Here is a 21,281-nt window from a genome sequence, read left to right on the forward strand (position 1 = left end):
GACGCTATGTCCGGGCGACCGGCGCCGGAACTGGCTGGATTGCCGTGCACCGACGAATTCTGGCCACCCGTGACACGGGACGGCGGTTAGGGTGGCGGGCGTGCATGTCGTCGCCGTACTCGCTCTGGACCGGGTGATCCCGTTCGACCTGTCGACACCGATCGAGGTGTTCAACCGGACCCGGCTCGCGGACGGACGGGCACCCTACGAGGTGCGGGTCTGCGGGCTCACCCCGACCGTCGACGCGGGCGCCTTCACCATCACGGTGCCCTACGGGCTGGACACCCTGCTCGAAGCGGACACCATCGTCGTGCCGGGGTGTGCGGTGCTGACGGAGGGCGTACCCACCGAGGTTCTCGACGCGCTGCGCAAGAGCGCGGCAGCGGGCGCGCGCATCGCCTCGATCTGCGCCGGGGCGTTCACGCTGGCGGCCACCGGTCTGCTGGACGGGCTGCGGGCGACCACCCACTGGGTCGCGGCGGAACAGTTGGCGGCGTCATACCCGCGGATCACCGTGGATCCGAACGTGCTCTACGTGGACAACGGCATGATCCTGACGTCGGCGGGTGCGGCGGCCGGGCTGGATCTGTGCCTGCACCTGATCAGGCGGGACTTCGGGTCGGCGGTGGCGGCGGACGCGGCACGGCTGTCGGTGATGCCGCTGGAACGCGAGGGCGGGCAGGCGCAGTTCATCGTCGCGGAACAGCCGCCGACACCGCGGGGCAGCACGCTGGAGCCGCTGCTGCTGTGGATGCAGGAGAACAGCGAGGCCGACCTGACGCTCGACGCCATCGCGCGGCGGGCCGGGGTGAGTGTGCGGACCCTGAACCGGCGTTTCCGGGAGCAGACCGGGACGACGCCCCTGCAGTGGCTGCTGCGGGCCCGGATCCGGCGGGCGCAGCACCTGCTCGAGGCGGGCGATCAGCCGGTGGAGCAGGTGGCCGCGCTGGCCGGGTTCGGGTCGCCGGTCGCGTTCCGGGAACGCTTCAAGCGGGTGGTGGGGACGAGCCCGGCCGGTTACCGGGCGGCGTTCCGCAGGCCCGGACCCGTCACCGAGCCGGAGCCGTCGCGATCAGGGCCTGGTCGACGGTGGTGAAGGTGCGGAACGTGGCGCGCAGGCGGGTCCGCATGGTCATCCGGACGAAACGGGACGGGCCGGCCAGCAGGACCTCACTGCGGTGGCGGCGGGCCAGGTTGCGGGCCCGGACCAGGGTGCTCAGGACCGGCGGGTCGACGGTGCCCGCGCCGCTCAGGTCGACGATCACGGACGGACGGGCGGCCAGGGACTCGTCCAGGGCCTGCCGCAGGGGCCCGATGGCGTCGATGCTGACGTCGCCGGTCACCCGGATGACCGCGGCCGCCGGGAACATCTCCACCGCGATCTCCGACAGGTCCGGGATGTCGACGGCGAGCGAGCGCGGCGGCGCCACACAGGACGGGCACCGGTGCGGTCCGCGGGCGAACGACGAACCCGTCCAGCCGCTTCCGGTCACGGCGGCGTGGACCGATTCGGTGTCGTGCAGCCCGTAGGCGCCGGCGGACGCCACCTCCCCACATCCATCGCAGATCAACTCGACGCCGGATGCGTCGGAAACGGCGGTCATGGGTGGCCCCCTCGTCGCTGATGGTGTTCGGGAATCAACCCTCCGAGGCGGAGATGTCGACCATTCCGCGAATTCATGACGGTCGTATGACGACGGCGCGGTGCCCGATTCTGTGGCTTCGATGCCGGGTGGGCCCGGATGGACACGGCGGACTAGGCTCGCTCAACCAGACCTGTGCACCCCTGTGAGCGAGGCCCATGCATGTCACCACTAGGCGAGCAGCACGGCGACAGCCTCGACGACGAGGACCTGGCCCAGCGGGTGGCGCAGGCCCTGCGCCTCGATCCTGAGATAGGCCGCCACCAGCTGAAACTCAGTGTGCAGAACCGCGTGGTCATCCTGACCGGGCATGTGGCCACCGCCCGGGACAGCGGCATGGCCTCGCAGCGGGCGTGGTCGGTGCCGGGCGTGTTCGACGTGTGCAACCGCATCGGCGTGGCGGGTCACGCCGGACCCGTCGTCTGGGACTGGCCCGGCATCGGGTGAACAGCACCATAAGCTTCGGTTAAATCACCCGATCGGTAAAACCCGGCTCATTCCAGCAGGCCCTGAATGTCGGCGGCGGTCAGTTCGGCCGAACCGAAGTCGCCGCCGTCGAGCACGCTGCCGGACAGGGCCGCCTTGCGGGCCTGCAGGGCCATCACCTTCTCCTCGATGGTGTCCTTGGCGACCAGGCGGTACACCATCACGTTGCGGGTCTGGCCGATCCGGTGGATCCGGTCGATCGCCTGCGCCTCGGTCGCCGGGTTCCACCACGGGTCGAGCATGATGCAGTAATCCGCCTCGGTCAGGTTCAGCCCGAACCCGCCCGACTTGAGACTCACCAGGAACACCGGGGCGTCCCCGGCCTTGAAACCGGCGATCACCTCGGACCGGTCCCGGGTCTTGCCGTCCAGGTAGGAACAGTCGATCCCGGCGTCGGCCAGCCGGTCCCGGGCCGCGCCGAGGAACCGGGTGAACTGGCTGAACACCAGGATCCGGTGCCCTTCGGCGACGATGTCGGTGACCCGCTCGACCAGGGCGTCCAGCTTGGTGGAGGCGACACCCCGGTGCTCCGGGTCGACCAGGCCGGCGTCCAGGCTCGCCTGTCGCAGCAGGGTCAGCGACCGGAAGATCTCGAACCGGTTCTTCTGCATGTCGCCGAGCAGGCCGAGCACCTTCTGCCGCTCCCGCTGCAGGTAGGTCTGGTAGATCCGGCGGTGCCGCGGATTGAGCTCCAGCTCGATCGTCTGCTCCTGCTTGGCGGGCAGGTCGGCGGCCACCTCGGTCTTGCGGCGGCGCAGCATCAACGGCCGGATCCGGCGGCGCAGCTGGGCGAGGCGTTCCTGGTCCTGACCGCGTTCGATCGGACGGCGGTAGTAGTCGGCGAACCGGTCGTGCCGGGGCAGCAGGCCGGGCGCGGTGATCGACAGCAGCGCCCACAGCTCGGAGAGGTTGTTCTCCATCGGGGTGCCGGTGATGGCCAGCTTGAACGCGGCCGGCAGCCGGCGGGCGCACTGGTAGCCCTGGGAACCGGCGTTCTTGACGAACTGCGCCTCGTCCAGGATCAGGCCGGCCCACGGCTGGGCCGCATAGTCGTCGAACTCCAGACGGAACAACGTGTACGACGTGATCACCAGATCGGCGCCGTCGATCGCGGCCGCCAGGCCACCGGGGCGGCGGGCCCGGGTCTGCTGCACCACCCGGACGTCGAGGCCCGGGGCGAACCGGGCGGCCTCGGCGGCCCAGTTGCCGACCACGCTCGCCGGGGCGACCACCAGGAACGGATCCGGTGTGCCGCCCTCCTGCAGGACGTGACAGATCAGCGCCAGGGTCTGCACCGTCTTGCCGAGGCCCATGTCATCGGCGAGCACCCCGCCCAGACCGTGCCGGTGGAGGGCGGCCAGCCAGTGGAAACCCTCCTCCTGGTAGCCGCGCAGAGTGGCTTTCAGCGTCGCCGGGACCGGCGGGCGCGGGGTGTCGCCCTCGGCGTAGAGCGAACGGACGGCGCTGTGCCAGTCCGCGGCCGGACCGGTGACCTCACCCAACTCGCCGAGGTCCTGCCAGACCCCGGCCTGGTGGCGCCCGACCCGGACGGTGTCGGCCGGGGCGTCGTGCAGCTCCCGGGACTCGGTGATCAGGTCGCGCAGGCGCCGGAACTCGGGACGGTCCAGTGTCACGTAACGCCCGCTGGGCAGGATCAGGAACTCCTGCTCGGCGGCGAGCGCCACGAACAGGCCCCGGAAGTCGACCTGCTCGGTGTTGATCGAGACCTGGACGGCGAGGTCGAACCAGTCGCGCTCACCGCTCTCCACGCTGGTGAACGCGACGACCGGCGCCGCGGGCTCCTCGACCAGGTCGCCGGGCATGTCGACGGCGACGCCGGGCAGCGCCGCCAGCTGCGGGACGAGGTCGCGGAGCAGCCGGATCATCACGTCGCCGTCGACCACCGCGGGACCGTCCGGCGGGAGGATCGCGGCGGCCGCGCGCAACGTGCCGGCCCGCCGCCCCTGCTCCGGGCCGGCACCCAGCGGCTCCCGGTGGTCCTCGCCGCCGATCTCGGTCACCCACTCCCAGGACAGCGCCAGGCGCCGGCCCGGGAGTGGGCGGCCGGTCAGCGTGAGCGTCGCCCGGTCCAGATCGGGCAGCCGCACCGAGTCGTGCATCGCGACGACCTCGGCCCGCCGGGTGAGACCGGGGTAGTACTGCCGGAGGAACCGCTGCTCCTCGGCGACCGGCACCACGATCGGCGGGGCGAGCAGGGCGGACGCGGCCTCCGGGCGCACCGGCCGGGCCAGCGGTGCCAGCCGCAGCGCCTGCGGCAGGCCCCGCGGGCTGCGGTCCCACCAGGCGACACCGTGCGCCGGGTCGCCCACCAGCAGCAGACGACCGGGATCGATCACCGATGAGCCGTCGGTCAGCACCGGGCGCAGCCGCAGATCGTCGCCGTCGCGGTCGGCGCGCACCGAGAACCGCACCGGCTCCGGGCGCACCACCACCGGCTCGGCGCCGCGGCCGGCAGCGACCAGCGGCAGCCCGGCCTCCTGCGCCTCCAGCAGGAGGTCCCACACCCGGCGGCTGGCGAAGTCGTCGAGGCCGATCACCCGCGGCTCGGCGTAGTAGTAGGGGTCGTTGCCGCGGGCCAGGATGCGCAACTCCTGCAGCAGCGCCACGTGCCGGCGGGTCTCCGGGGCACCGCCGTGGAACGGATACGCGAGGTTCTGCCAGGTCACGCCGGTGCGGATCCAGCCGGTGCGGCCCGGGACCACCGGCCGCAGCAGGATCCGGGCGGGGTCGGCGTCGACCTCGAACTGCAGGCCGATCTCCGCCCCGGCCGGGGCCTCCACCGCCCGGCCGGTGTCCGTGGTGGGGTCCTCGTCGCCGAACAGCGCGGCCAGGGCCGGCTCCCAGGGGCGGGCGGCCCGCTTGACGACGGCGTCGAGGCCGGCGGCCAGCACCAGGGCCAGCGGGTGGTCGCAGAGCGGCGCCCGGAAACACGGGCAGTGACCGTCGACAGCGGTGACCGCGCCGTCCGGGCCGATCATGACGTTGGCCCGCGCGCCACCGCGCACGGTGTTGCGGATCCGGCCGGAGGCACGCCGGCCGGCCACGATCCAGCGGGCGTCGAGGATCTCGCCGGCCGCGACCGCGGCCCGCGCCGCCTGGAAGGCCCGGGCGCCGACGACGTCGCAGACCGCCGCCTCAGCGTCCGTCAACACCCTGTCTGTCAGCACCTTGTCCGTCACGGCAACGAGGCTACCCAGCAGGCGTGACGGTCTCCGGCCCGGCCGGAGCATCGGGGCCCGCACCGAGGGTCCCGGGAACACGAGGCCGCCCCGTTGCGCGCCGGCCTTCCTGTCAGGGGTACGCGTGAAGCACCGTCCCCGGCTACGCCGGCCCGATCAGTTCCGCCACCCGGGCCGCGTCTCCCCATGACAGGGTGAACCCGGAACCGCCGTGCCCGTAACACGTGACCACCCGTCCGGCCCGTTCCAGCCGGCGTGCCGACCGGGCCGGCCGCAGCCCGACCGCCCGGGACAGGACCGGCTGCCCAACCAGTGCGGGCACCAGCGCGCGGACCCGGCGCAGGATCGCCTCCTCGGTGGCCGCGTCGACCTCCTCGTCCCAGCTGCCGACCTGGCCCGTCCCGCCGCACACCACGTCATGGGTCCGCGGCACCACGTACGTCAGCCCGTCCGGGTGGTCGTCGTCGGTGAACCACTCGGTCAGGCCGGGGTTGGCGAGGCGTACCACCTGTCCCCGGATCGGGTAGATCTCGTCGTCGCCGCCGAGCAGGTCCCCCGACCGGATCCCGGCCGCCACCACCACCGCGTCCGGGTCCCCCACCTCGCTCACCAGCTCCTCGGGTCCGGTGGCACGGATCCGGGCCACCGTGGTGGTCACGCCGAGCGCCGCCACCCGGTCCTGGAGCCAGACGAGGTACCGGCCGGTCTCGACGACCGGCACCGTGCAGCGCACCCCGTCGGCGGTCCGCTGATACCCGGGCACCGCGGCGGTCCAGCTCAGGTCGGCCCCGTCGCGCCGGACCCGGACCAGCCCGTCGCGCATGAAGACCGCGGTGGCCGGGTCCGCGGCGAGTTCCTCCAGCCGCTGGTAGGTGACCCGCCCCGACTCCAGCACCCCGCCGTCGATGGCCACCGCGTGCGGGAACCAGATGGCGGCGGCCACCGCGGACACGCTCTCCGACGCCGCCCGTTCCGCGACGATCCGCACCTGATGCCCGGCGACCGCCAGCTCATGCGCCACGCTCAGCCCGACAACGCCCGCTCCGACAACCACGATTCGGCTCACAGCCCCACGCTAGGCACCCGCCGCGGTCCCGACAAGATCAGCTTTGCCCGGCGGGAAAGACACGATCAGCTCGGGTACGGGCGGAGGGCCGGATCAGCTCCGGCGGGCGCGGAGTTCCAGGGCGGGCAGCCGGCGCAGGAGCAGGTCGACGGCCGGGCCGAGCAGGAGGATGACGACGAACGTGCCCGGGCCGACCGCCGCGCCCAGGAACCAGCCGAGCAGAGCGCCGCCACCCTGCACCAGGCTGTAGCTCCAGCGGAACGGCACCGGCGGATCCCACGCCAGGGCGGCCGCCTCGGTCGGCCCGGCACCGGTGCCGCTGCCCAGGTATCCGGCCACCCCCAGCGCCAGCACCGGCAGCGCCACGACCGTCAGCAGCAGCCGGGCGGCCATCCCGTCCGGCGCTCCGACCACACCGAGCAGCGCCGAGATGGTGAGCCCCACGACGACCGGCTGGGCGATCGTGCCGAGCCCGGGGCGGGTGCCGCGCAGCCACGCCATCACGACCAGGACCAGGCCCACCGCACAGTTGACCGCCACGAACGGCAGCCCGGACGCGATGGTGATCCCGTTGATCATCGTGGAGTAGCCGTCCGAGCCGAGCGCCGCCGACAGCAGCAGCGCGACGCCCACCCCGAGCACCACACACGACACCAGCAGCTGCACGACCCGGCGCATCGTCACGCCCCCATGCTGCCAGCAGCCTCGGGCATCCGGCCGCGCCGACGGCGGCTGATCTCGCCGGACGATCCGGTGGCCGTGGCCGTGGCCGAACCGCATCGAGTACGCGGAAAGACCGCGCCCGTTCTTGACCTGAACCCTGGGGTACGGGTTTAGCGTCGCCGCATGACCACTGTGCACGGCGGGGACGTCGACTACGAGAGCACCGGGGCGGGTTACGCGGTGCGGCGCCGGCCGGACCCGCGGATCGCCGCGATGATCCATGCGGCGCTGGGGGACGCCCGGACGGTGCTGAACGTGGGTGCCGGGGCCGGGTCGTACGAGCCGGCCGACCGTTACGTGCTGGCGGTCGAACCGTCGGCCCGGATGCGGGCGCAGCGGCCGGCCGGCGCGGCCCCGGCGCTGCATGCGACCGCGGAGGCGCTGCCGTTCGACGACGGCGGTTTCGACGCGGCGATGGCGACGGTGACCGTGCACCAGTGGAGTGACGCCGTCCGCGGGCTGGCCGAGATGCGCCGGGTGGCCCGCGGGCCGGTGGCGGTGCTGACCTTCGACGGGGACGCACTGGACCGGCTGTGGCTGGCCGATTATGTGCCGGAGCTGATGGCCGCGGAACGTCGCCGCTACCCGGCGATCGCGATGATCGCCGGTGCGGTGGGCGGCCGGGCCGAGGTGCTCGAGGTGCCGGTGCCGATCGACTGCTCGGACGGGTTCACCGAGGCCTACTACGCCCGGCCGGAGCAGTTCCTGGATCCGCGGGTACGCGCCGCGCAGTCCGCCTGGAACTTCGTCGACCCGGCGGCCGTCGCCGGCGGGCTGGGCCGGCTGCGTGCCGACCTGGAGTCGGGTGCGTGGGACGACCGGTTCGGCCACCTGCGCGAGCAGCCGGAATTCAGGGGCGCCCTACGGCTGATCGTCGGCTGTCCCTGACCGGACCCCGTCCAGTCGGTGGTTCTGCCGGCGACCCGGATCTCCACGTGTGTCCAGCGCCGCCCCGGCCGACAGGGCGGTGCGCCGTTTCATCGGTACCACCTCAGCGTGACGGGGCCGAGCAGGCCGTAGCCCTGGCGGGCCGCGATGCCGAAGACGGACGGGCCGGTGATGCGCAACCGGTTGAGCAGGGTGGTGGCGACCTCGACCTCGACGGTGTTCCGGCCGGGGCGCAGGGCCAGGTCGGCGACCGGTTCCAGGACGTCGACCGGGGGCAGCAGACGGCCGTTGAGGCGTACCCGGCAGGTGTCGACGACCTTGCCCAGTGACAGCAGTGCCCGCCCGCCGGTGGCCGTGTCGATCGTGGTGCGGTAGGTGCCGACACCAGACACGTCGGCCAGTTCGGGCAGCGCCGACCAGGGCACGAGGCCGGTGAGGGTGAGGTGGTGCGCCGTCGCGCCGTCCGGCCGCCAGTCCTCCACCGACAGATCCCAATCGGTCAGCTCCATCGGCGGATCGGTGAAGGTCCGGATCCGCACCGGGATCCGGGCCCGCTGGAACACGATCAACCGGGACTGGCCGGGTTGCAGGGCCACCCGGATGCGGACCCGGTCGCCGTCGCGGGTGAACGGGATTCCGCGCCGCTCCCCGGTCCACGCGTCCAGCAGGACCGGCACGGTCGTCCGGGAAGTGGTGGCCAGCCACACGTCCTGGTCGATCGCGGTGATCACCCGGTTCTCCGCGTGCCGGGCGTTGGCCAGGTAGTAGAGGTCGGTGTCGCCGTCGACGCGGTGCACGGTCATCAGGGACGAGCGTTCGTACTCCACGGCACGGTGGACGCCGAGCGCCTCCAGGGCCGCCGGGATACCGCCCTGATCGGCCACCACGCGGACCGCCGGCTGTGCCAGAAGCTCCGCCACCAGTGGTTTCAGGTCGACCGGATGCGCGTCGGACCAGTCACCGACCACGATCGTCGGCAGCCCGGAGCGGGCGAACTCCACGAGACGGCGCGCTGCGCGTACCCCCAAGGTGTGATCTTTTGATCGGAAGACGTCGCCGTCCAGGATCAGCGCCCGGTATCGCGGCGGCCCCAGCCTGCCACCCCGGACTGTCGCCGCGGGCAGCGCCAGCGAGGCCTCGTCGACGAAGCCGTGTGTCCAGCCGACCGGGATGCCGTCGTTGGTCGCCCAGGGTGCGCCGATCCCGGTCGCGGTCCAGCCCTTCTGCCGGAAGAACGCCAGGTCGGCGCGGGCGGTTCCGGTCTGGAGCAATCCTTGGGTACGCGCGAACCAGCCCGCGATCCCGCGTATGTGCCGCCAGGTGGGCTGCCGGGGACCCCACGCCTCCGCATAGCCGATGCCGGTCCCGTTGTAGGGCGAGAACGCCGCGAACCCGGGCCACTCCGCGCCCGGCGCATCCCGGTAGGCGAACCCGTGCAGGACAGCCTGGTTGACGCCGCCGGCGAACACGCTGCCCATCGTCTGGAGCACCTTGTTCCACGTGGTGCTGTACGCGCCGTTCGCGTAGGCGGCCGCCTCGCAGGACAGGACCGTCGTGCCGGCCATGTCGCGGGCCGAGGCGAGCACCCGGAAGTCGTCCAGGTTCTTGAACCCGAGCGACTCCCCCTCGGCCACGTCGAGCAGTGTCGCGCTGCGGATCGCGTCGGTCGTCAGCCCGTACGGCTGGGCACGCAGCCGGAGCCCGAGCGAGTGCGCGAAGTCGCGCAGCGGCAGCAGGTGGTGTTCGTGGTACAGATCGGACAGCACCTGGCTGACCGCGTCCCGCGCGTGGTTCGTGGTGTCGCTGTCGAAGGCGTAGAGGTACTTGCCCTTCGGCGCGATCACGACCGGCAGCAGCGGCAGCAGGTCGGTGCCGGTCCGCCGGCCGAACGCGGCGACCAGGTCCGGCGTCCAGATCGTATGGTCCGACTCCAGCTCCAGGGAGTCCTCGAACAGGTCACCGCCCGCCTGCCGCAGCAGCCGGCGGATCGGCCCGGTCAGGATCAGGCGGTTCCAGGCGTCGACGATCGCGGCGGTGCCGGCCGCGCTGAAGTGGTCGACGACGAGCGCGTCCGGGTCGGTGTGCGGCCCGCCCTCCGGCTCCTGCCCGGACCCCTGGATCCGGTAGGTGAACAGCAGCCACTCGCCGTCGGCGACGGTCACCTCGACCTGCCCGTCCACCGGGGTGAGGGTGCGCACCGAGGTGGGGTCGAGCACGCCGGCCGAGACCAGCCGGGCGATCTGCACGGCGAAGACTCCGGGCGCGACCGCCGCGGTGATGCCCCCGGTGAACGGGGTGACGGTGTGCACCAGTTCCTTGGCGGCGGCCGGGTCGTCCGGGGTGATGCCGGGGACGGCGGCCGGCCAGCTCGGGCCGACGGCCAGGTCGACGGTGATGCCGCGCCGCTCGGCCTGGCGCAACGCCGCCTCGACCGCCTCCCGCCACGGGGCGGTGCCCCAACCGTGGCCGGCGGCGTCCAGGTCCACCCGCACGCTGTGGTGCACGTCCTGGATCTCGGCGCCGGCGAAACCGGCGTCGGCGATCTGGTCGATCTCCCGGGCGATCTCGGCCGGGTCGACCAGGCCGTGCGGCCACCACCAGCGGAACTTGGCGCCGGCGGTGATGCCGGCGCCGGCCTTCGTCCCGGCCACGGCGGGGACGGCGGGCCAGGGCAGCGCGGCGGCCGCGCCGAGGCCGAGGATCGTGCGGCGTCTCATCGGGTCGCCTCCAGGTCGCGGTGACGGCCGCCCGCGGGCGCAGGGTGCGCACGGCGGCTCCTGGGAGAAATCGTTTCAATGCAGCACTCATGAACCGCGTGCTGCCGATTCGGCAGCACGCGAGGACGCCGGAAAGCCCTGGTGAGCAGGCTTTATGAAACGTTTTAACACGGTAGCAACCGTCACGTTACATACGCTCATCAATCCCGTCAATAGCGCTCGGTGGATGCCAGCCGACAGTCGAAATCGACGGCAATCGTTACCATGCGAGGACTTCCAGCGAGCGGGGCGGCCATGCCACGACCCAGGGAACCTCACCGCGACGCGGGGACACCACGCCCCCGGCGCACCCACGGCGGAACACACAGCGTCGACACGGGACAGGCCGACGCCTCACACTCCAGCACCCACGGCGAACCCTTCGGTACGGCTTCTCCGGTGACCCACCCGACCGGCCAGCCGGGCGGCATCCCGACCGGACACCCCACTCGCATCGGCAAGCGGGAGGACCCACAGGTCAAGCGCGCCCTGGAACTCGAGAACTCGGCAGCGGTCCAGCTCGCCGGGAAGGGACACAATCTCCACCAGAATCCTTCGACAGCCCAGATCGCTCAGGCCCGGGAGGCTACCGGCGACACCGGCAAGCCGAAGTCAGAACCGGACTATCTCCTCGACGGTCGGGTCTTCGACTGCTATTCACCGTCACCGACGAAACCCGTTCGAGGCATCTGGACCGAGGTCGCCGAGAAGGTGTCCGACGGCCAGACTCAGAGGGTCGTGGTGAACACCACCGACTGGCAGGGGGACATGTCCGATCTACAGCGACAGTTTTCCGACTGGCCGATCGATGACCTGAAAGAGGTCAAAGTACTCACCCAGAACGGCGACATAATGCAGATCATCCCCTTCGACGGCCCGAAGTGAGCGTGACGCATGGCGATCGAGTACCGCCTGACCCTTGCCGGAACGACCACCGCCGAGCAGGTCACCGCACGGGCCCTCCCCGATCCCAGCGAGCGGCCGACCGACGGACCACCCCTGTTCTCCGCGGATCTTTATGACCGATACGGCTTCTTCCTCACGATCCGCGCCGGCCGGAACGGCTACTACGACGCCGAAATGGACAATGACACGTGGTGGGAGTGGGAGCCCGCGGAGTACGTCAACACCACCTTCCGCATGGAGAAGACCGGGGACCCCGATCGGGCACTCAACAATGCGCTGTGGATCGTGCAGAACGTACTGACCAGCGGGTCCGAGGACGCTGCGTTTGCCGTCAACGGAAACTGGCTGCTACTCACCCGAACCTCGGGCACACTCGTCAAATATCACCGTGCCGACTGGTGGGACTTCCACGAAACGGCGAACAGCATCATTCCTGGGTGACCGTGGAGGCGGGTATGAGTGACGCGGAGACGCTGCTGGACCCGGAGGAGTCGTGGGATCGGGTGGCGGCGTGGAAAGCGGGGATCGACGATCTGGCGGCTCGCACCAAGGTGATGAGTGAGCGGGTCGGGGAGCTGACGGTCAGTGCTACCGATCACCGGCGGATCGTCGAGGTGACGGTTGATGCGCAGGGGGCCCTGGTGGACATCCGGTTCGGGTCCAGCCTGCACGGATATCCGCCGGAGACGGTGGGCCGGGTCGTCATGGAGACGGTTGCGGACGCGCGGCGGGAGATCGTCCGGCGGGCTCGGCGGATCGTCGGGGAGACGATCGGGGACGACTCGGCGGTGGGGGCGGCCATCGTGGACCGGCTCGCGCGTTCACCGCAGGGCGCCTCGGGGTGGCCGTCGGACCATGATGGGCGGCTCCGCGACGAGAGGTCGGGTGAGTGGTGATGGCGGACGTCGTACGGGTCGATCCGGAGCAGTTGCGGCAGCACGTGACCAATCTGGCGATCGTCCGGGAGCGGCTTGTCGCGATCCGGGCGGCGACCGTGGGTGTGGGCCGGGACGACGGCGCCTACGGGACGTTGTGCAGCTGGCTTCCGGCGGTCCTGGAGACGCGACTCGTCCGGCAGGAGGAGATCGTCGGACGGCTGGTCCGGAACCTCTCCCTCTGCGCGCAGTCGGTGAGTGCGGCTGCCGCCGCGTACGAGCGGGCCGACCGGGACGAGGGCAGCGACCTCCGCGCTGCCGGGGCGCAGCCGTGACCGATGAGCGGCCGGTGCTGGATGCCGCGGCGGACGCCACGGCGATCGGGGACTACGACGGTCTGATCGCGGCCATCCGGAGTGGTGACTGGGTGGACGGGCTGCTCGCGGGCGGGTCGCTCGGGTTGTCGGGGCTGTCGGTGGTGCTGGATCCGTTCAGTGCGCTGTTCGCGGGCGGCCTCGGGTGGGCCATGGAGTACTTCGCGCCGCTGCGGACCATGCTCGACGACCTGACCGGGTCGCCGGAGTCGGTCGTGGCCCAGGTGAGCCGATGGGACGAGATCGGCCGGGAGATGAACGACGCGGCGGTGGAGTTGCGGTCGTATCTGAACGGGGACCTGCCGGATTGGGAGGGGGACGGCGCGACGGCGTACGCGGGCCTGATGCGGCACAACATCGTGGCGATCGACGCGCTCGGGTACACCGCGACGGCGATCGGGGCGATCACGGAGGCGGCGGGGAACCTGGTGCGGTTCACCCGGGACATCGTGCGGGACCTGATCGCCGACCTGGTCGCCCGGGTGGTGGTCTGGGCGGCGGAGTCGCTCCTCGTGGTGACGCTGCCGATCGTCGCGTCGCAGGTTGCGGCGGCGGTCGCCACGTGGGCGGGGCGGATCGCCACCTACGCCGGGGCGCTGATCACCAGTCTGACCAATTTGACCCGGCTCGTGCATTGATGACGGCCAGGGGCTCGTCTTTTCGGATCACGGTGCCGGCACTTTCCATCATGGAGATCAACATATAAGTCCGCCGTGATAGGCCGTGTCGATACCGCGATGACCGTGTGACGGTGATCGGTTACTCACACGGTGTCGATTGCGGGCTGATCCGTGGACGGCAGGCGGCGGGTTCATCGGATTGGGTGAGGGGGTGGTCGGGTGTCTGGATCGGGGACCGGCCACAACCAGGTCCTTCCCCGTCCGTGGAGATATCTTCCTTGACCGACCAGCCCCTCACCCCGCCCGCCGGACAGCCCGGATCCGCTCCCGGACAGCCCGGGTTCCCGACCGGACAGCCGGGGTTCCCGACCGGACAGCCGGGCGTTCCGGGCGCCCCCGTCGCCGGATATCAGCTCCCGCCGGGATATCAGTTCCCGCCCACCCCGCCCCGGACGAAGAAGAAGTGGCCGTGGATCGCCGGTGGCGCCGGCGCCCTCGCCCTGATCGCGTGCTGCACCGGGGCGCTCACCACCGGCGACACCACCGACAGCGTCGCCACCGGATCGGACACGCCGGCGTCGGCCTCCGCACCGGCGAAGGCCACGACCGAGCCGACGAAGGCGGTGAAGGCCGAGGCCACCAAGAAGGCGGCCGCCCTGCCGGGGATCGGGGACGCGGTCAAGGACGGCAAGTTCCAGTTCACCGTCAAGAAGGTGACCTGCGGCAAGAAGTCGGTCGGTTCGTCGGTGCTGAACCAGAAGGCGCAGGGGCAGTTCTGCCTGATCAGCGTGAATGTGAAGAACATCGGTGACGAGAGCCAGATGTTCGCCGGTTCCAACCAGAAGGCGTACGACGCCGAGGGGACCGAGTTCTCCAACGACTCGGGAGCGGAGATCTACGCCAACAGTGAGGCGGAGACGTTCCTCAACGAGATCAACCCGGGGAACGCGGTGACCGGGACGCTCGTCTTCGACGTGCCGAAGGCGACGAAACTGACCCGCCTGGAACTGCACGACTCCCTTTTCTCCGGCGGCGTCGAGGTCAGCCTGAAATAGCGGGACTCGCCGGTGGGCGCCACCATGCACGCGGGTCGCCCCGGTGGGCTTCACGTTCTGGACGCGCCAGCGGCCAGTGAAGGCTGCCGGGGCCCTCGGCGGGAGCGACGGTCCGTACCCACCACCCCGCTACGACATCGATCTTCTGGTTTCAGTCTTTGCCTGTGGTCAGGGACCTGGCCAGCAGGGAGGTCGCGCGGTCGGGGTCCCGCGTCAGTTCCCGCAGCAGCGGAAGGGCCTTCGCGGGCGGCATCTCGGCCAGTGCCTGGGTCAGGCGCAGACGGGCCGGGGCATCGGCGGCGGACAATGCCGCGGTGATGGCCGCCATGATGTGGTCGGCCATGGCGGGGTCGACGGCCATCTCGCCGAGGAATTCGGCGGCCTCCACGTCGTTGGGGCCGGATTTCACGATGCCGATCAGGGCGGGAACGGCGTGCGGCGCCCCGCGCGCGCCCAACGCCAGAGCGGCCTGGTGGCGCACCGCCGGATCGGTGTCGTGGAGGGCGCCGGTGAGCAGATCGGTGTTCGGCAGGTCCAGTTCGGCCAGGGCCAGCACCGCGCGCCGGCGGATCTCGGGGTCGGCCGCGGTCAGGCCGGCGGTGAGACCGGCCGTGCCACCGGTGGCCGAACGGGCCAGCGCCCAGCGCAGGGCACCGGCCACGTTCGGATCGGATTCGGTCAGGGCGGCTTCGGCGAGGGTGTCCGCGGGCAGCCGGGTGTTCTCCGGCGGGGCCAGGACGGACTGCTGCCGGCGGGCGGCGTCCGGGGAGTTCAGGTGGTGCAGGAGGGCGACCACCCGGGCCACAGCCTGCCAGTCGGCGGGGCCGGCGGCGTCCACGGTGCGCAGGCGGTCCAGGAGTTCCCGCTGTTCGCGCAGGCGCTCCTCGCTCTTCCGGATCAGGTCCTGGACCAGGGCGTCCGGGGTGAAACCGGGATCCTCCAGCGCCCGGACGATCTGGCGCAGCGACAGGCCCAGCGAGCGCAGGCCCTCCACGTGGAAGATCCGGCGCACGTCGTCCGGGGTGTACTCGCGGTAGTTGCCGACGGTCCGGCCGGTCGGGCGGACCAGGCCCAGGGTGTCGTAGTGCCGCAGCATGCGGGCGCTCACCCCGGACCGGCGCGACACCTCACCGATCAGCACGCGGGGCTTCCCGGACCGAACGCGACCGTGCGGGTCGCCGCGGTGACCGCCAGGTCGAAGCCCGCCTCCGGGTCGCGCAGCAGGTGCAGCGTGGCCGTCGCATGGGCGCGCACCTCCTCGTCGGGGCCGGACACGGCGCTCCGCAGAGCGGGCTCGATCATGTCACCCAGGGCGGTGAGGGCGCGGCTCAAGCTCAGGCGCAGATCACGGTCGCCGCGGGCCAGCTCCCGGATCAGCTCTTCGGCCAGGGCCGCCCGGGCCTCTTCGGGAGTGAGGAGAACGGCGGTACGCCACGCCGCCCGTGCCACCTCGTCGTCCGGGTCGTGCAGCAACGCGGGCGTGATCGCCGGCCAGACACCCCGGTCGCCGATCTTGGAGAGGGTGTGCAGGGCCTGGCTGCGGGCCTGCGGGGTGGCGGACGTGAGTTCGGCCAGCAGCGCCGGGACGGTGCCGGCCGGCGGCAGGCGGGTCAGCGCCCAGGTGAGCATGTCGCGGACGAAGAAGTCGGGTTCGGTGGCGCTCCGGTCGATCAGCGCCCCGGCGAGGGCCGGGTCGGGGTTGCTGCCCAGGTGCAGGGCGGCCTTCAGCCGGAGCGAGGAGTCGGGGGCGTTCAGGGCGGCGAGCGCGCGGTCGGTGTCGGTACGCATCGCCTCAGTGAAGACCTTGCCACGGTGACAGGGTCAAGCCCGGATCGCCGGGGACGGGAAGCTACCGCGACCGGAAAGGCTGCCGATGGTGCGGGTGTGGAGGTGCTGTACGACAGCGACCGCACCCACGTCGTCCGGCTGCAACAACCGGACGGCTCCTGGGTGGTGTGCAAACGACCGCTCGGCCCGCGCGCGGCTGACCGGCTGCGCAACGAGGTGGCCGTGCTGCGCCGGCTGCACGGTGTGCCCGGCACGCCGCAGCTCGCGGCCGGGGAGCAGACCGAGACGCTGACGTTGCGGGACTTCCCCGCCTCCCCGCTCGCCGGGCTGCCGCTGCCGTGGGACACCGGGGAGCTGATCGGGTTCGGGCAGGCGCTGGCCGAGGTGCTCGCCGGGGTGCACCGGCTCGGGGTGGTGCACCGCGACGTCAGCCCGGCGAACATCCTGGTCGGCCCGGACCGGCGGCCCACGCTGATCGACTTCGAGCTGGCGGTGCTGCCGTCGCAGGAACGGGAGGCGCTCGACACCGACGAGGGGCTGGCCGGCACGCTGCCCTATCTGGCGCCGGAGCAGACCGGGCGGACCGGGCGGCCGGTCGACCACCGGGCCGACCTGTACTCGCTCGGGGCGATCCTGTACGAGCTGGCCACCGGCGCCCCACCGTTCGGGCGGGACCGGGACACGCTCAGCCTGATCCACGATCATCTGGCCCGGATGCCGGACGCGCCGGCCGACGTGACGCCCGGTCTGCCGGTCGGGTTGTCGGAGATCGTGATGCGGCTGCTGCACAAGGAACCGGACCGGCGGTATCAGAGCGCCGAAGGTCTCGCGTACGACCTGCGTGTCCTCGGCGAACGCCGGGACGCCGGCCGGCCGGACGGTTTCCGGCTCGGCGCCCGGGACTTCCCGATCCGGATCGCGCCGCCGTCGCGGCTGATCGGCCGGGAGGCGCCACTGGCCACCCTGCACGAGCTGCTGGAACAGGCGGTGTCCGGGCACAGCCTGCTCACCCTGATCACCGGTCCGCCCGGGGTCGGCAAGACCGCGCTGGTGGAGCGTCTGCGCCCGGCGGTGACGGCGGCCGGCGGGCGGTTCGTCTCCGGCAAGTTCGACCAGTTCCAGCAGGGGCGCGGCGGTGACGCGCTGCGGGAGGCATTCGACCGGCTGGGCACGCTGCTGCTGGCCGAGCCGGACGACGTGGTGGCCGGTCTGCGGGAGCGGCTGCGGGAGGTGCCGGACCATCGGGTGTTGTGCCGCGCCATGCCCGCTTTCCAGGCTTTCTTCGGCGAGCGGTACGACGAGGTGGTGAAGAACTCCCCCGAGGCCGACTTCGCGAAGGCCCGGCGGGCGGCGCTGGGACTGCTCCGGACCGTGGCCGGGCCGGCCAGCCCGCTGGTGCTGTTCATCGACGACCTGCAGTGGGCGCCGCCGGGCACGTACCGGTTCCTCGACGACGTGCTCGGCCGCGACGACCTGCCCGGGGTGCTGCTGCTGGGCGCGTACCGGCCGGACGGCGTCGACGAGACCCACCCGCTGAGCGCGATCCGCGACCGGCTGCGCCGCGAGGGGCAGCGCGAGATCCTGCTGGACAACCTGGGCGCGGACCAGCTGACCACGCTGGTGGCGGAGATGCTGCGGCTGCCGGCCGACCGGGCGGCCCTGCTGGCCGGGCTGCTGGCGGAACGGACCGGCGGGAACCCGTTCGACACCGCGGAACTGCTCAACGCGCTACGCCGCGAAGGGGTGCTGGTGCCGGACGGCGCCGGCTGGGCGTGGTCCGACGACGCGGTCCGGCAGTTCGTCGGGCACGGCGACGTGGTCGACCTGCTCGGTGCGCGGATCGAGGCGCTGCCGCCGGCCACCCGGGACCTGGTCGAGCTGATGGCCTGCCTCGGGCCGGAGACCGGCGTGGACCTGCTGGGCACGGCGAGCGCACTGACCCGGGCGGAGATCGACACGGTGCTGCGCCCGGCCGTGGACGACGGCCTGGTCGCGGTGCACGAGGACACCGCCCGGTTCCGGCACGACCGGGTGCAGCAGGCGGCCTTCGAGCGGATCTCCACGGCGACCCGGGCCGCGTTGAGTCTCACCCTCGCGCGCCGGCTCGCGGCGGTGCCGGGATGCGAGGCGGCGGCCGCGCCACACTACCTGGCCGGGGTGGGTGCTCTGCTCGTACCCGGAAAGGCACGGACCGGCGAGAAGCAGGCGGCGGCGGATCTTCTGCGCCGGGCCGCGGCGGCGGCCCGGCGGGTCGCGAACCATGCGGGGGCCGAGGCTCATCTAGCGGCCGCGGCCCGGCTTCTGGCGCAAACCGATGCGGGGTACGCGGACGCGCACGCCGAATGGCACGCGGCGCTCTGCGCGCTCGGCCGGTTCGACGACGCGGACCGCCTGTTCGCGGCGATGCTGGCCGGTGATCCGGACCCGGTGTGGCTGGCCGGGCCGGCCGCCGAGCAGGTCGGTGCCCTCACCCACCGGCGGATGCTCGGTGAGGCCCTCGGCCTGGGCCTGGACGTGCTCCGCCGGCTCGGCGTGGAGGTGCCGGCCCCGCAGGACCGGGAACGCGCCACCGCGGCCGGGCTGACCGTGTTCTTCCGCTGGCTGGCCACCGCCGGCGACCCGGCCACGCTGCCCGCCCTGACCGACCCGCGGCTGCTCGCCGCCGCCCGCCTGACCGATCTGCTCGCCACCGTCGGCTACCTCACCGACAAGGACGTGCACGCCTGGATGATCGCGCGGATGGCGCAGGTCTGGGCGTCCGCCGGCATCGACGAGGCCCTCGCCGGCCCGGTCAGTCACCTCAGCTCGGTCATGATCACGAAGGGCGACTACCGCAGCGCGGGCACCGCCGTCCGGCACCTGCTCGCCGTCGCCGACACCTACGGGTGGGAGGCCGGCGCCGCCCGGGTCAAGTACATGCACGCCGTGGTCACCGCGCCCTGGTGCGAACCGCTGACCCGGTCGGTCCGGATGGCGCACGAGGCCCGCGACGGGCTGCTGCGCGCCGGGGACCTGCGCAACGCGCTCTACACCTACTACGCCTCGGTGTTGCAGCTGCTCGGCTGCGCCGACCTGGACACCCTCGGCCAGGAGATGAACGCGGCCTCCGCGTTCGCCGACCGGATCGGTGCCGGCCACGAGACCAGCACGTTCGCCGACGTCAACCGGATGATCCGGGCGATGCTCGGCACCGGCGGCTTCGACGACCTGGACGAGGACGCGTACCTGGCCGGGATGGCCGGCGCCGACATGGCCGCCGCGATCTACCTGACCCTGCGGTCGCTGACCGCCGCGGTCCTCGGCGACGACGCGACCCTGGACCGGCACAGCGCCCGCGCGGTCCGGCTGCTCCCGGCGATCCCCGGCAGCTACGTCACCGCGATCGCCCACGTGGTGGCGATCCTCGGCGCCCAGGTCCGCGGCTCGGTGACCGATCTGGACCGGAGCCGGGACTTCCTGGCCGCCCGCGCCGCCGACCAGCCGGCCAACTTCCGTCACCTGCAACGGTTCGCCGAGGCCACCCGGGCCGCGATGCTCGGCGACTTCGGACAGGCCGCGGCGGCGTACGACGAGGCGATGGCCGACGCCGAGACCGCCGGGCCGTCCTGGCACCGCCCGCTGATCGTGGAACGCGCCGCACTGTTCTACCTCGGCCACGGGCTGGACCAGGTCGGCGCGCATCTGCTCGGTGAGGCGCTGCGCGCGTACACCACCTGGGGTGCGACCGCCAAGGTCCGGGCGCTGCGCCGGGCCCACCCGTCGCTGTCCCGGCTGCCGGCGACCACGGCGACCACGTCGCTGGGCACCGGGCACAGCGTCAGCCTGTCCAGTGCGGACATCGACCTGATCGGGGTGGTGGAGGCGGCCCGGGCACTGAGCTCGGCGACCTCGCTGGACTCGCTGCGGGTCAGCGTCCAGCAGGTGCTCAGCCGGCTGACTGGGGCGACCGCGGTGCACCTGATCCTGTGGGACACCCAGGGCTGGACCCTGCCGCCGGACGGCACCCGCCCGGAGCTGCCGGTGGCCGAGGCCGCCCACCAGGGGCTGCTGCCGCTGACCGCGATCCGCTACGCCGAACGGACCCGGGAGCCGCTGCTCGTCGACGACGTGGCCCTGGACGACCGGGTCGGCCGGGACCCGTACCTGAAAGGCCTGGAACACTGCTCGCTGCTGGCGGTTCCGGTGCTCAACCACGGTGAGCCCCGGGCGATGCTGCTGCTGGAGAACCGGCTGAGCCGCCGCGCCTTCTCCACCGGCAGACTGGACGCGGTCCGGCTGATCGCGGGCCAGCTGACGGTGTCCCTGGAGAACGCCCGCCTCTACGCCTCGCTGGAACAGAAGGTGGCGGAACGGACCGAGGCCCTCAACGAGGCGAACCACCGGCTCGAACTGATGACCGTGACGGACCCGCTGACCGGCCTGCCGAACCGTCGCAGACTGACCACGTTCCTCGCCGAGGAATGGCTGCGGGCGCAACGCTCCGGTGCCCCGATCGGCGTGGCGATGATCGACATCGACAACTTCAAGAAGTACAACGACCATTACGGGCACCAGGGCGGCGACGACTGCCTGCGCCTGGTCGCGGAGACGCTCCGGGCGAGCGTACGGGTGACGGACCTGGCCGCCCGGTACGGCGGCGAGGAGTTCTGCCTCGTGATGCCGGGGGCGGGGCCGGCGAACGCGCTGCTGGTGGCCACCCGGGCATGCGAGGCGGTGGCCGCCCTGCACGAGCCGCACGCCGCCACCGACGCCGGCATCGTGACGATCAGCGTCGGCGTGACCACCGGCACCCCGCAGTCGCTGGCCTCCCCGGAGCAGTTGACGAAACTCGCCGACGAGGCGTTGTACGAGGCGAAGCAGGCCGGCCGCAACCGCGTGGTGAGCCGCTGACGCGGTTCCAC

General features: G+C 72.3%; 17 protein-coding genes. 10 read left to right on the top strand and 7 right to left on the bottom strand.

Annotated features, from left to right (window positions below; genetic code table 11):
• The first annotated feature begins 100 nt into the window (after window positions 1-100).
• Window positions 101-1,096 (top strand): GlxA family transcriptional regulator, encoded by a 996-nt coding sequence (locus QSK32_RS12380; RefSeq protein ID WP_285471934.1) that lies wholly within the window; start codon window positions 101-103, stop codon window positions 1,094-1,096.
• Here the strand turns inward: QSK32_RS12380 and QSK32_RS12385 are convergent.
• On the bottom strand, window positions 1,050-1,604 hold the full coding sequence (locus QSK32_RS12385; protein WP_285471935.1) for an STAS domain-containing protein: 555 nt from the start codon (window positions 1,602-1,604) through the stop codon (window positions 1,050-1,052). The two genes, QSK32_RS12380 and QSK32_RS12385, sit on opposite strands and share 47 nt — an antisense overlap.
• A 201-nt stretch (window positions 1,605-1,805) precedes the next feature.
• Here QSK32_RS12385 and QSK32_RS12390 point away from each other — a divergent pair, with 201 nt between their 5' ends.
• Window positions 1,806-2,090 (top strand): BON domain-containing protein, encoded by a 285-nt coding sequence (locus tag QSK32_RS12390; protein WP_045739927.1) that lies wholly within the window; start codon window positions 1,806-1,808, stop codon window positions 2,088-2,090.
• A 47-nt stretch (window positions 2,091-2,137) separates the two neighbouring features.
• Here QSK32_RS12390 and QSK32_RS12395 read toward each other — a convergent pair whose 3' ends face one another.
• The 3 genes from QSK32_RS12395 to QSK32_RS12405 all read right to left on the bottom strand — a co-directional run bounded on the left by QSK32_RS12395 (window position 2,138) and on the right by QSK32_RS12405 (window position 7,073).
• A complete protein-coding gene (locus tag QSK32_RS12395) occupies window positions 2,138-5,329 on the bottom strand; it encodes a DEAD/DEAH box helicase (protein ID WP_285471936.1) in 3,192 nt (1,063 codons plus the stop codon).
• 142 nt (window positions 5,330-5,471) lie between these two features.
• A complete protein-coding gene (locus QSK32_RS12400) occupies window positions 5,472-6,395 on the bottom strand; it encodes an FAD-dependent oxidoreductase (protein WP_285471937.1) in 924 nt (307 codons plus the stop codon).
• A 93-nt stretch (window positions 6,396-6,488) separates the two neighbouring features.
• The gene (locus tag QSK32_RS12405) at window positions 6,489-7,073 is read right to left on the bottom strand and encodes a YczE/YyaS/YitT family protein (RefSeq protein ID WP_502872531.1); all 585 of its coding nucleotides are present in this window, start codon (window positions 7,071-7,073) and stop codon (window positions 6,489-6,491) included.
• 168 nt (window positions 7,074-7,241) lie between these two features.
• Here QSK32_RS12405 and QSK32_RS12410 point away from each other — a divergent pair, with 168 nt between their 5' ends.
• The gene (locus QSK32_RS12410; RefSeq protein WP_285471939.1) at window positions 7,242-8,006 is read left to right on the top strand and encodes a class I SAM-dependent methyltransferase; all 765 of its coding nucleotides are present in this window, start codon (window positions 7,242-7,244) and stop codon (window positions 8,004-8,006) included.
• Between the two features lie 89 nt (window positions 8,007-8,095).
• On the opposite strand, the gene QSK32_RS12415 is transcribed toward QSK32_RS12410, so the two are convergent.
• Complete coding sequence (locus QSK32_RS12415) at window positions 8,096-10,723, bottom strand: glycosyl hydrolase (protein ID WP_285471940.1); 2,628 nt, start codon at window positions 10,721-10,723, stop codon at window positions 8,096-8,098.
• Window positions 10,724-11,161: 438 nt separating this feature from the next.
• Between QSK32_RS12415 and QSK32_RS12420 the strand changes: the two genes are divergently transcribed.
• The 6 genes from QSK32_RS12420 to QSK32_RS12445 all read left to right on the top strand — a co-directional run bounded on the left by QSK32_RS12420 (window position 11,162) and on the right by QSK32_RS12445 (window position 14,592).
• Window positions 11,162-11,647, top strand: a complete 486-nt coding sequence (locus QSK32_RS12420; protein WP_502872527.1) for a CdiA C-terminal domain-containing protein — start codon at window positions 11,162-11,164, stop codon at window positions 11,645-11,647.
• Between the two features lie 9 nt (window positions 11,648-11,656).
• Window positions 11,657-12,109, top strand: a complete 453-nt coding sequence (locus tag QSK32_RS12425) for a SitI3 family protein (RefSeq protein ID WP_045739922.1) — start codon at window positions 11,657-11,659, stop codon at window positions 12,107-12,109.
• A 14-nt stretch (window positions 12,110-12,123) separates the two neighbouring features.
• Window positions 12,124-12,564: a YbaB/EbfC family nucleoid-associated protein gene (locus QSK32_RS12430; RefSeq protein WP_157410695.1), complete on the top strand. Its 441-nt coding sequence runs from the start codon at window positions 12,124-12,126 to the stop codon at window positions 12,562-12,564.
• Window positions 12,564-12,878: a type VII secretion target gene (locus QSK32_RS12435; RefSeq protein ID WP_045739993.1), complete on the top strand. Its 315-nt coding sequence runs from the start codon at window positions 12,564-12,566 to the stop codon at window positions 12,876-12,878. Before QSK32_RS12430 ends, QSK32_RS12435 begins: the two co-directional genes overlap by 1 nt.
• A complete protein-coding gene (locus tag QSK32_RS12440) occupies window positions 12,875-13,555 on the top strand; it encodes a WXG100 family type VII secretion target (RefSeq protein ID WP_052720093.1) in 681 nt (226 codons plus the stop codon). The genes QSK32_RS12435 and QSK32_RS12440 overlap by 4 nt, the downstream gene beginning before the upstream one ends.
• A 260-nt stretch (window positions 13,556-13,815) precedes the next feature.
• Window positions 13,816-14,592, top strand: coding sequence for a DUF4352 domain-containing protein (locus tag QSK32_RS12445; protein ID WP_285471941.1), 777 nt, complete (start codon window positions 13,816-13,818; stop codon window positions 14,590-14,592).
• 151 nt (window positions 14,593-14,743) lie between these two features.
• Here QSK32_RS12445 and QSK32_RS12450 read toward each other — a convergent pair whose 3' ends face one another.
• Window positions 14,744-15,733, bottom strand: coding sequence for a HEAT repeat domain-containing protein (locus tag QSK32_RS12450; RefSeq protein ID WP_285471942.1), 990 nt, complete (start codon window positions 15,731-15,733; stop codon window positions 14,744-14,746).
• Entirely contained in the window at window positions 15,727-16,380 is a 654-nt protein-coding gene (locus QSK32_RS12455) for a HEAT repeat domain-containing protein (RefSeq protein WP_045739920.1), read from the bottom strand. Before QSK32_RS12455 ends, QSK32_RS12450 begins: the two co-directional genes overlap by 7 nt.
• 96 nt (window positions 16,381-16,476) lie before the next feature.
• Between QSK32_RS12455 and QSK32_RS12460 the strand changes: the two genes are divergently transcribed.
• On the top strand, window positions 16,477-21,270 hold the full coding sequence (locus QSK32_RS12460) for a diguanylate cyclase (protein WP_285471943.1): 4,794 nt from the start codon (window positions 16,477-16,479) through the stop codon (window positions 21,268-21,270).
• The last annotated feature ends 11 nt before the right edge of the window (window positions 21,271-21,281 follow it).

The organism is Actinoplanes sp. NBRC 101535 (genome assembly GCF_030269225.1).
In the GTDB taxonomy this organism is placed as follows: Bacteria; Actinomycetota; Actinomycetes; order Mycobacteriales; family Micromonosporaceae; genus Actinoplanes; species Actinoplanes rectilineatus.

Excerpts from the sequence above, each read along its gene's own strand:
- QSK32_RS12385 (WP_285471935.1), bottom strand. The coding sequence starts at position 1,604 with ATGACCGCCGTTTCCGACGCATCCGGCGTCGAGTTGATCTGCGATGGA.
- QSK32_RS12390 (WP_045739927.1), top strand. The coding sequence starts at position 1,806 with ATGTCACCACTAGGCGAGCAGCACGGCGACAGCCTCGACGACGAGGAC.
- QSK32_RS12405 (WP_502872531.1), bottom strand. The coding sequence starts at position 7,073 with ATGCGCCGGGTCGTGCAGCTGCTGGTGTCGTGTGTGGTGCTCGGGGTG.
- QSK32_RS12410 (WP_285471939.1), top strand. The coding sequence starts at position 7,242 with ATGACCACTGTGCACGGCGGGGACGTCGACTACGAGAGCACCGGGGCG.
- QSK32_RS12415 (WP_285471940.1), bottom strand. The coding sequence starts at position 10,723 with ATGAGACGCCGCACGATCCTCGGCCTCGGCGCGGCCGCCGCGCTGCCC.
- QSK32_RS12425 (WP_045739922.1), top strand. The coding sequence starts at position 11,657 with ATGGCGATCGAGTACCGCCTGACCCTTGCCGGAACGACCACCGCCGAG.
- QSK32_RS12430 (WP_157410695.1), top strand. The coding sequence starts at position 12,124 with ATGAGTGACGCGGAGACGCTGCTGGACCCGGAGGAGTCGTGGGATCGG.
- QSK32_RS12435 (WP_045739993.1), top strand. The coding sequence starts at position 12,564 with ATGGCGGACGTCGTACGGGTCGATCCGGAGCAGTTGCGGCAGCACGTG.
- QSK32_RS12455 (WP_045739920.1), bottom strand. The coding sequence starts at position 16,380 with ATGCGTACCGACACCGACCGCGCGCTCGCCGCCCTGAACGCCCCCGAC.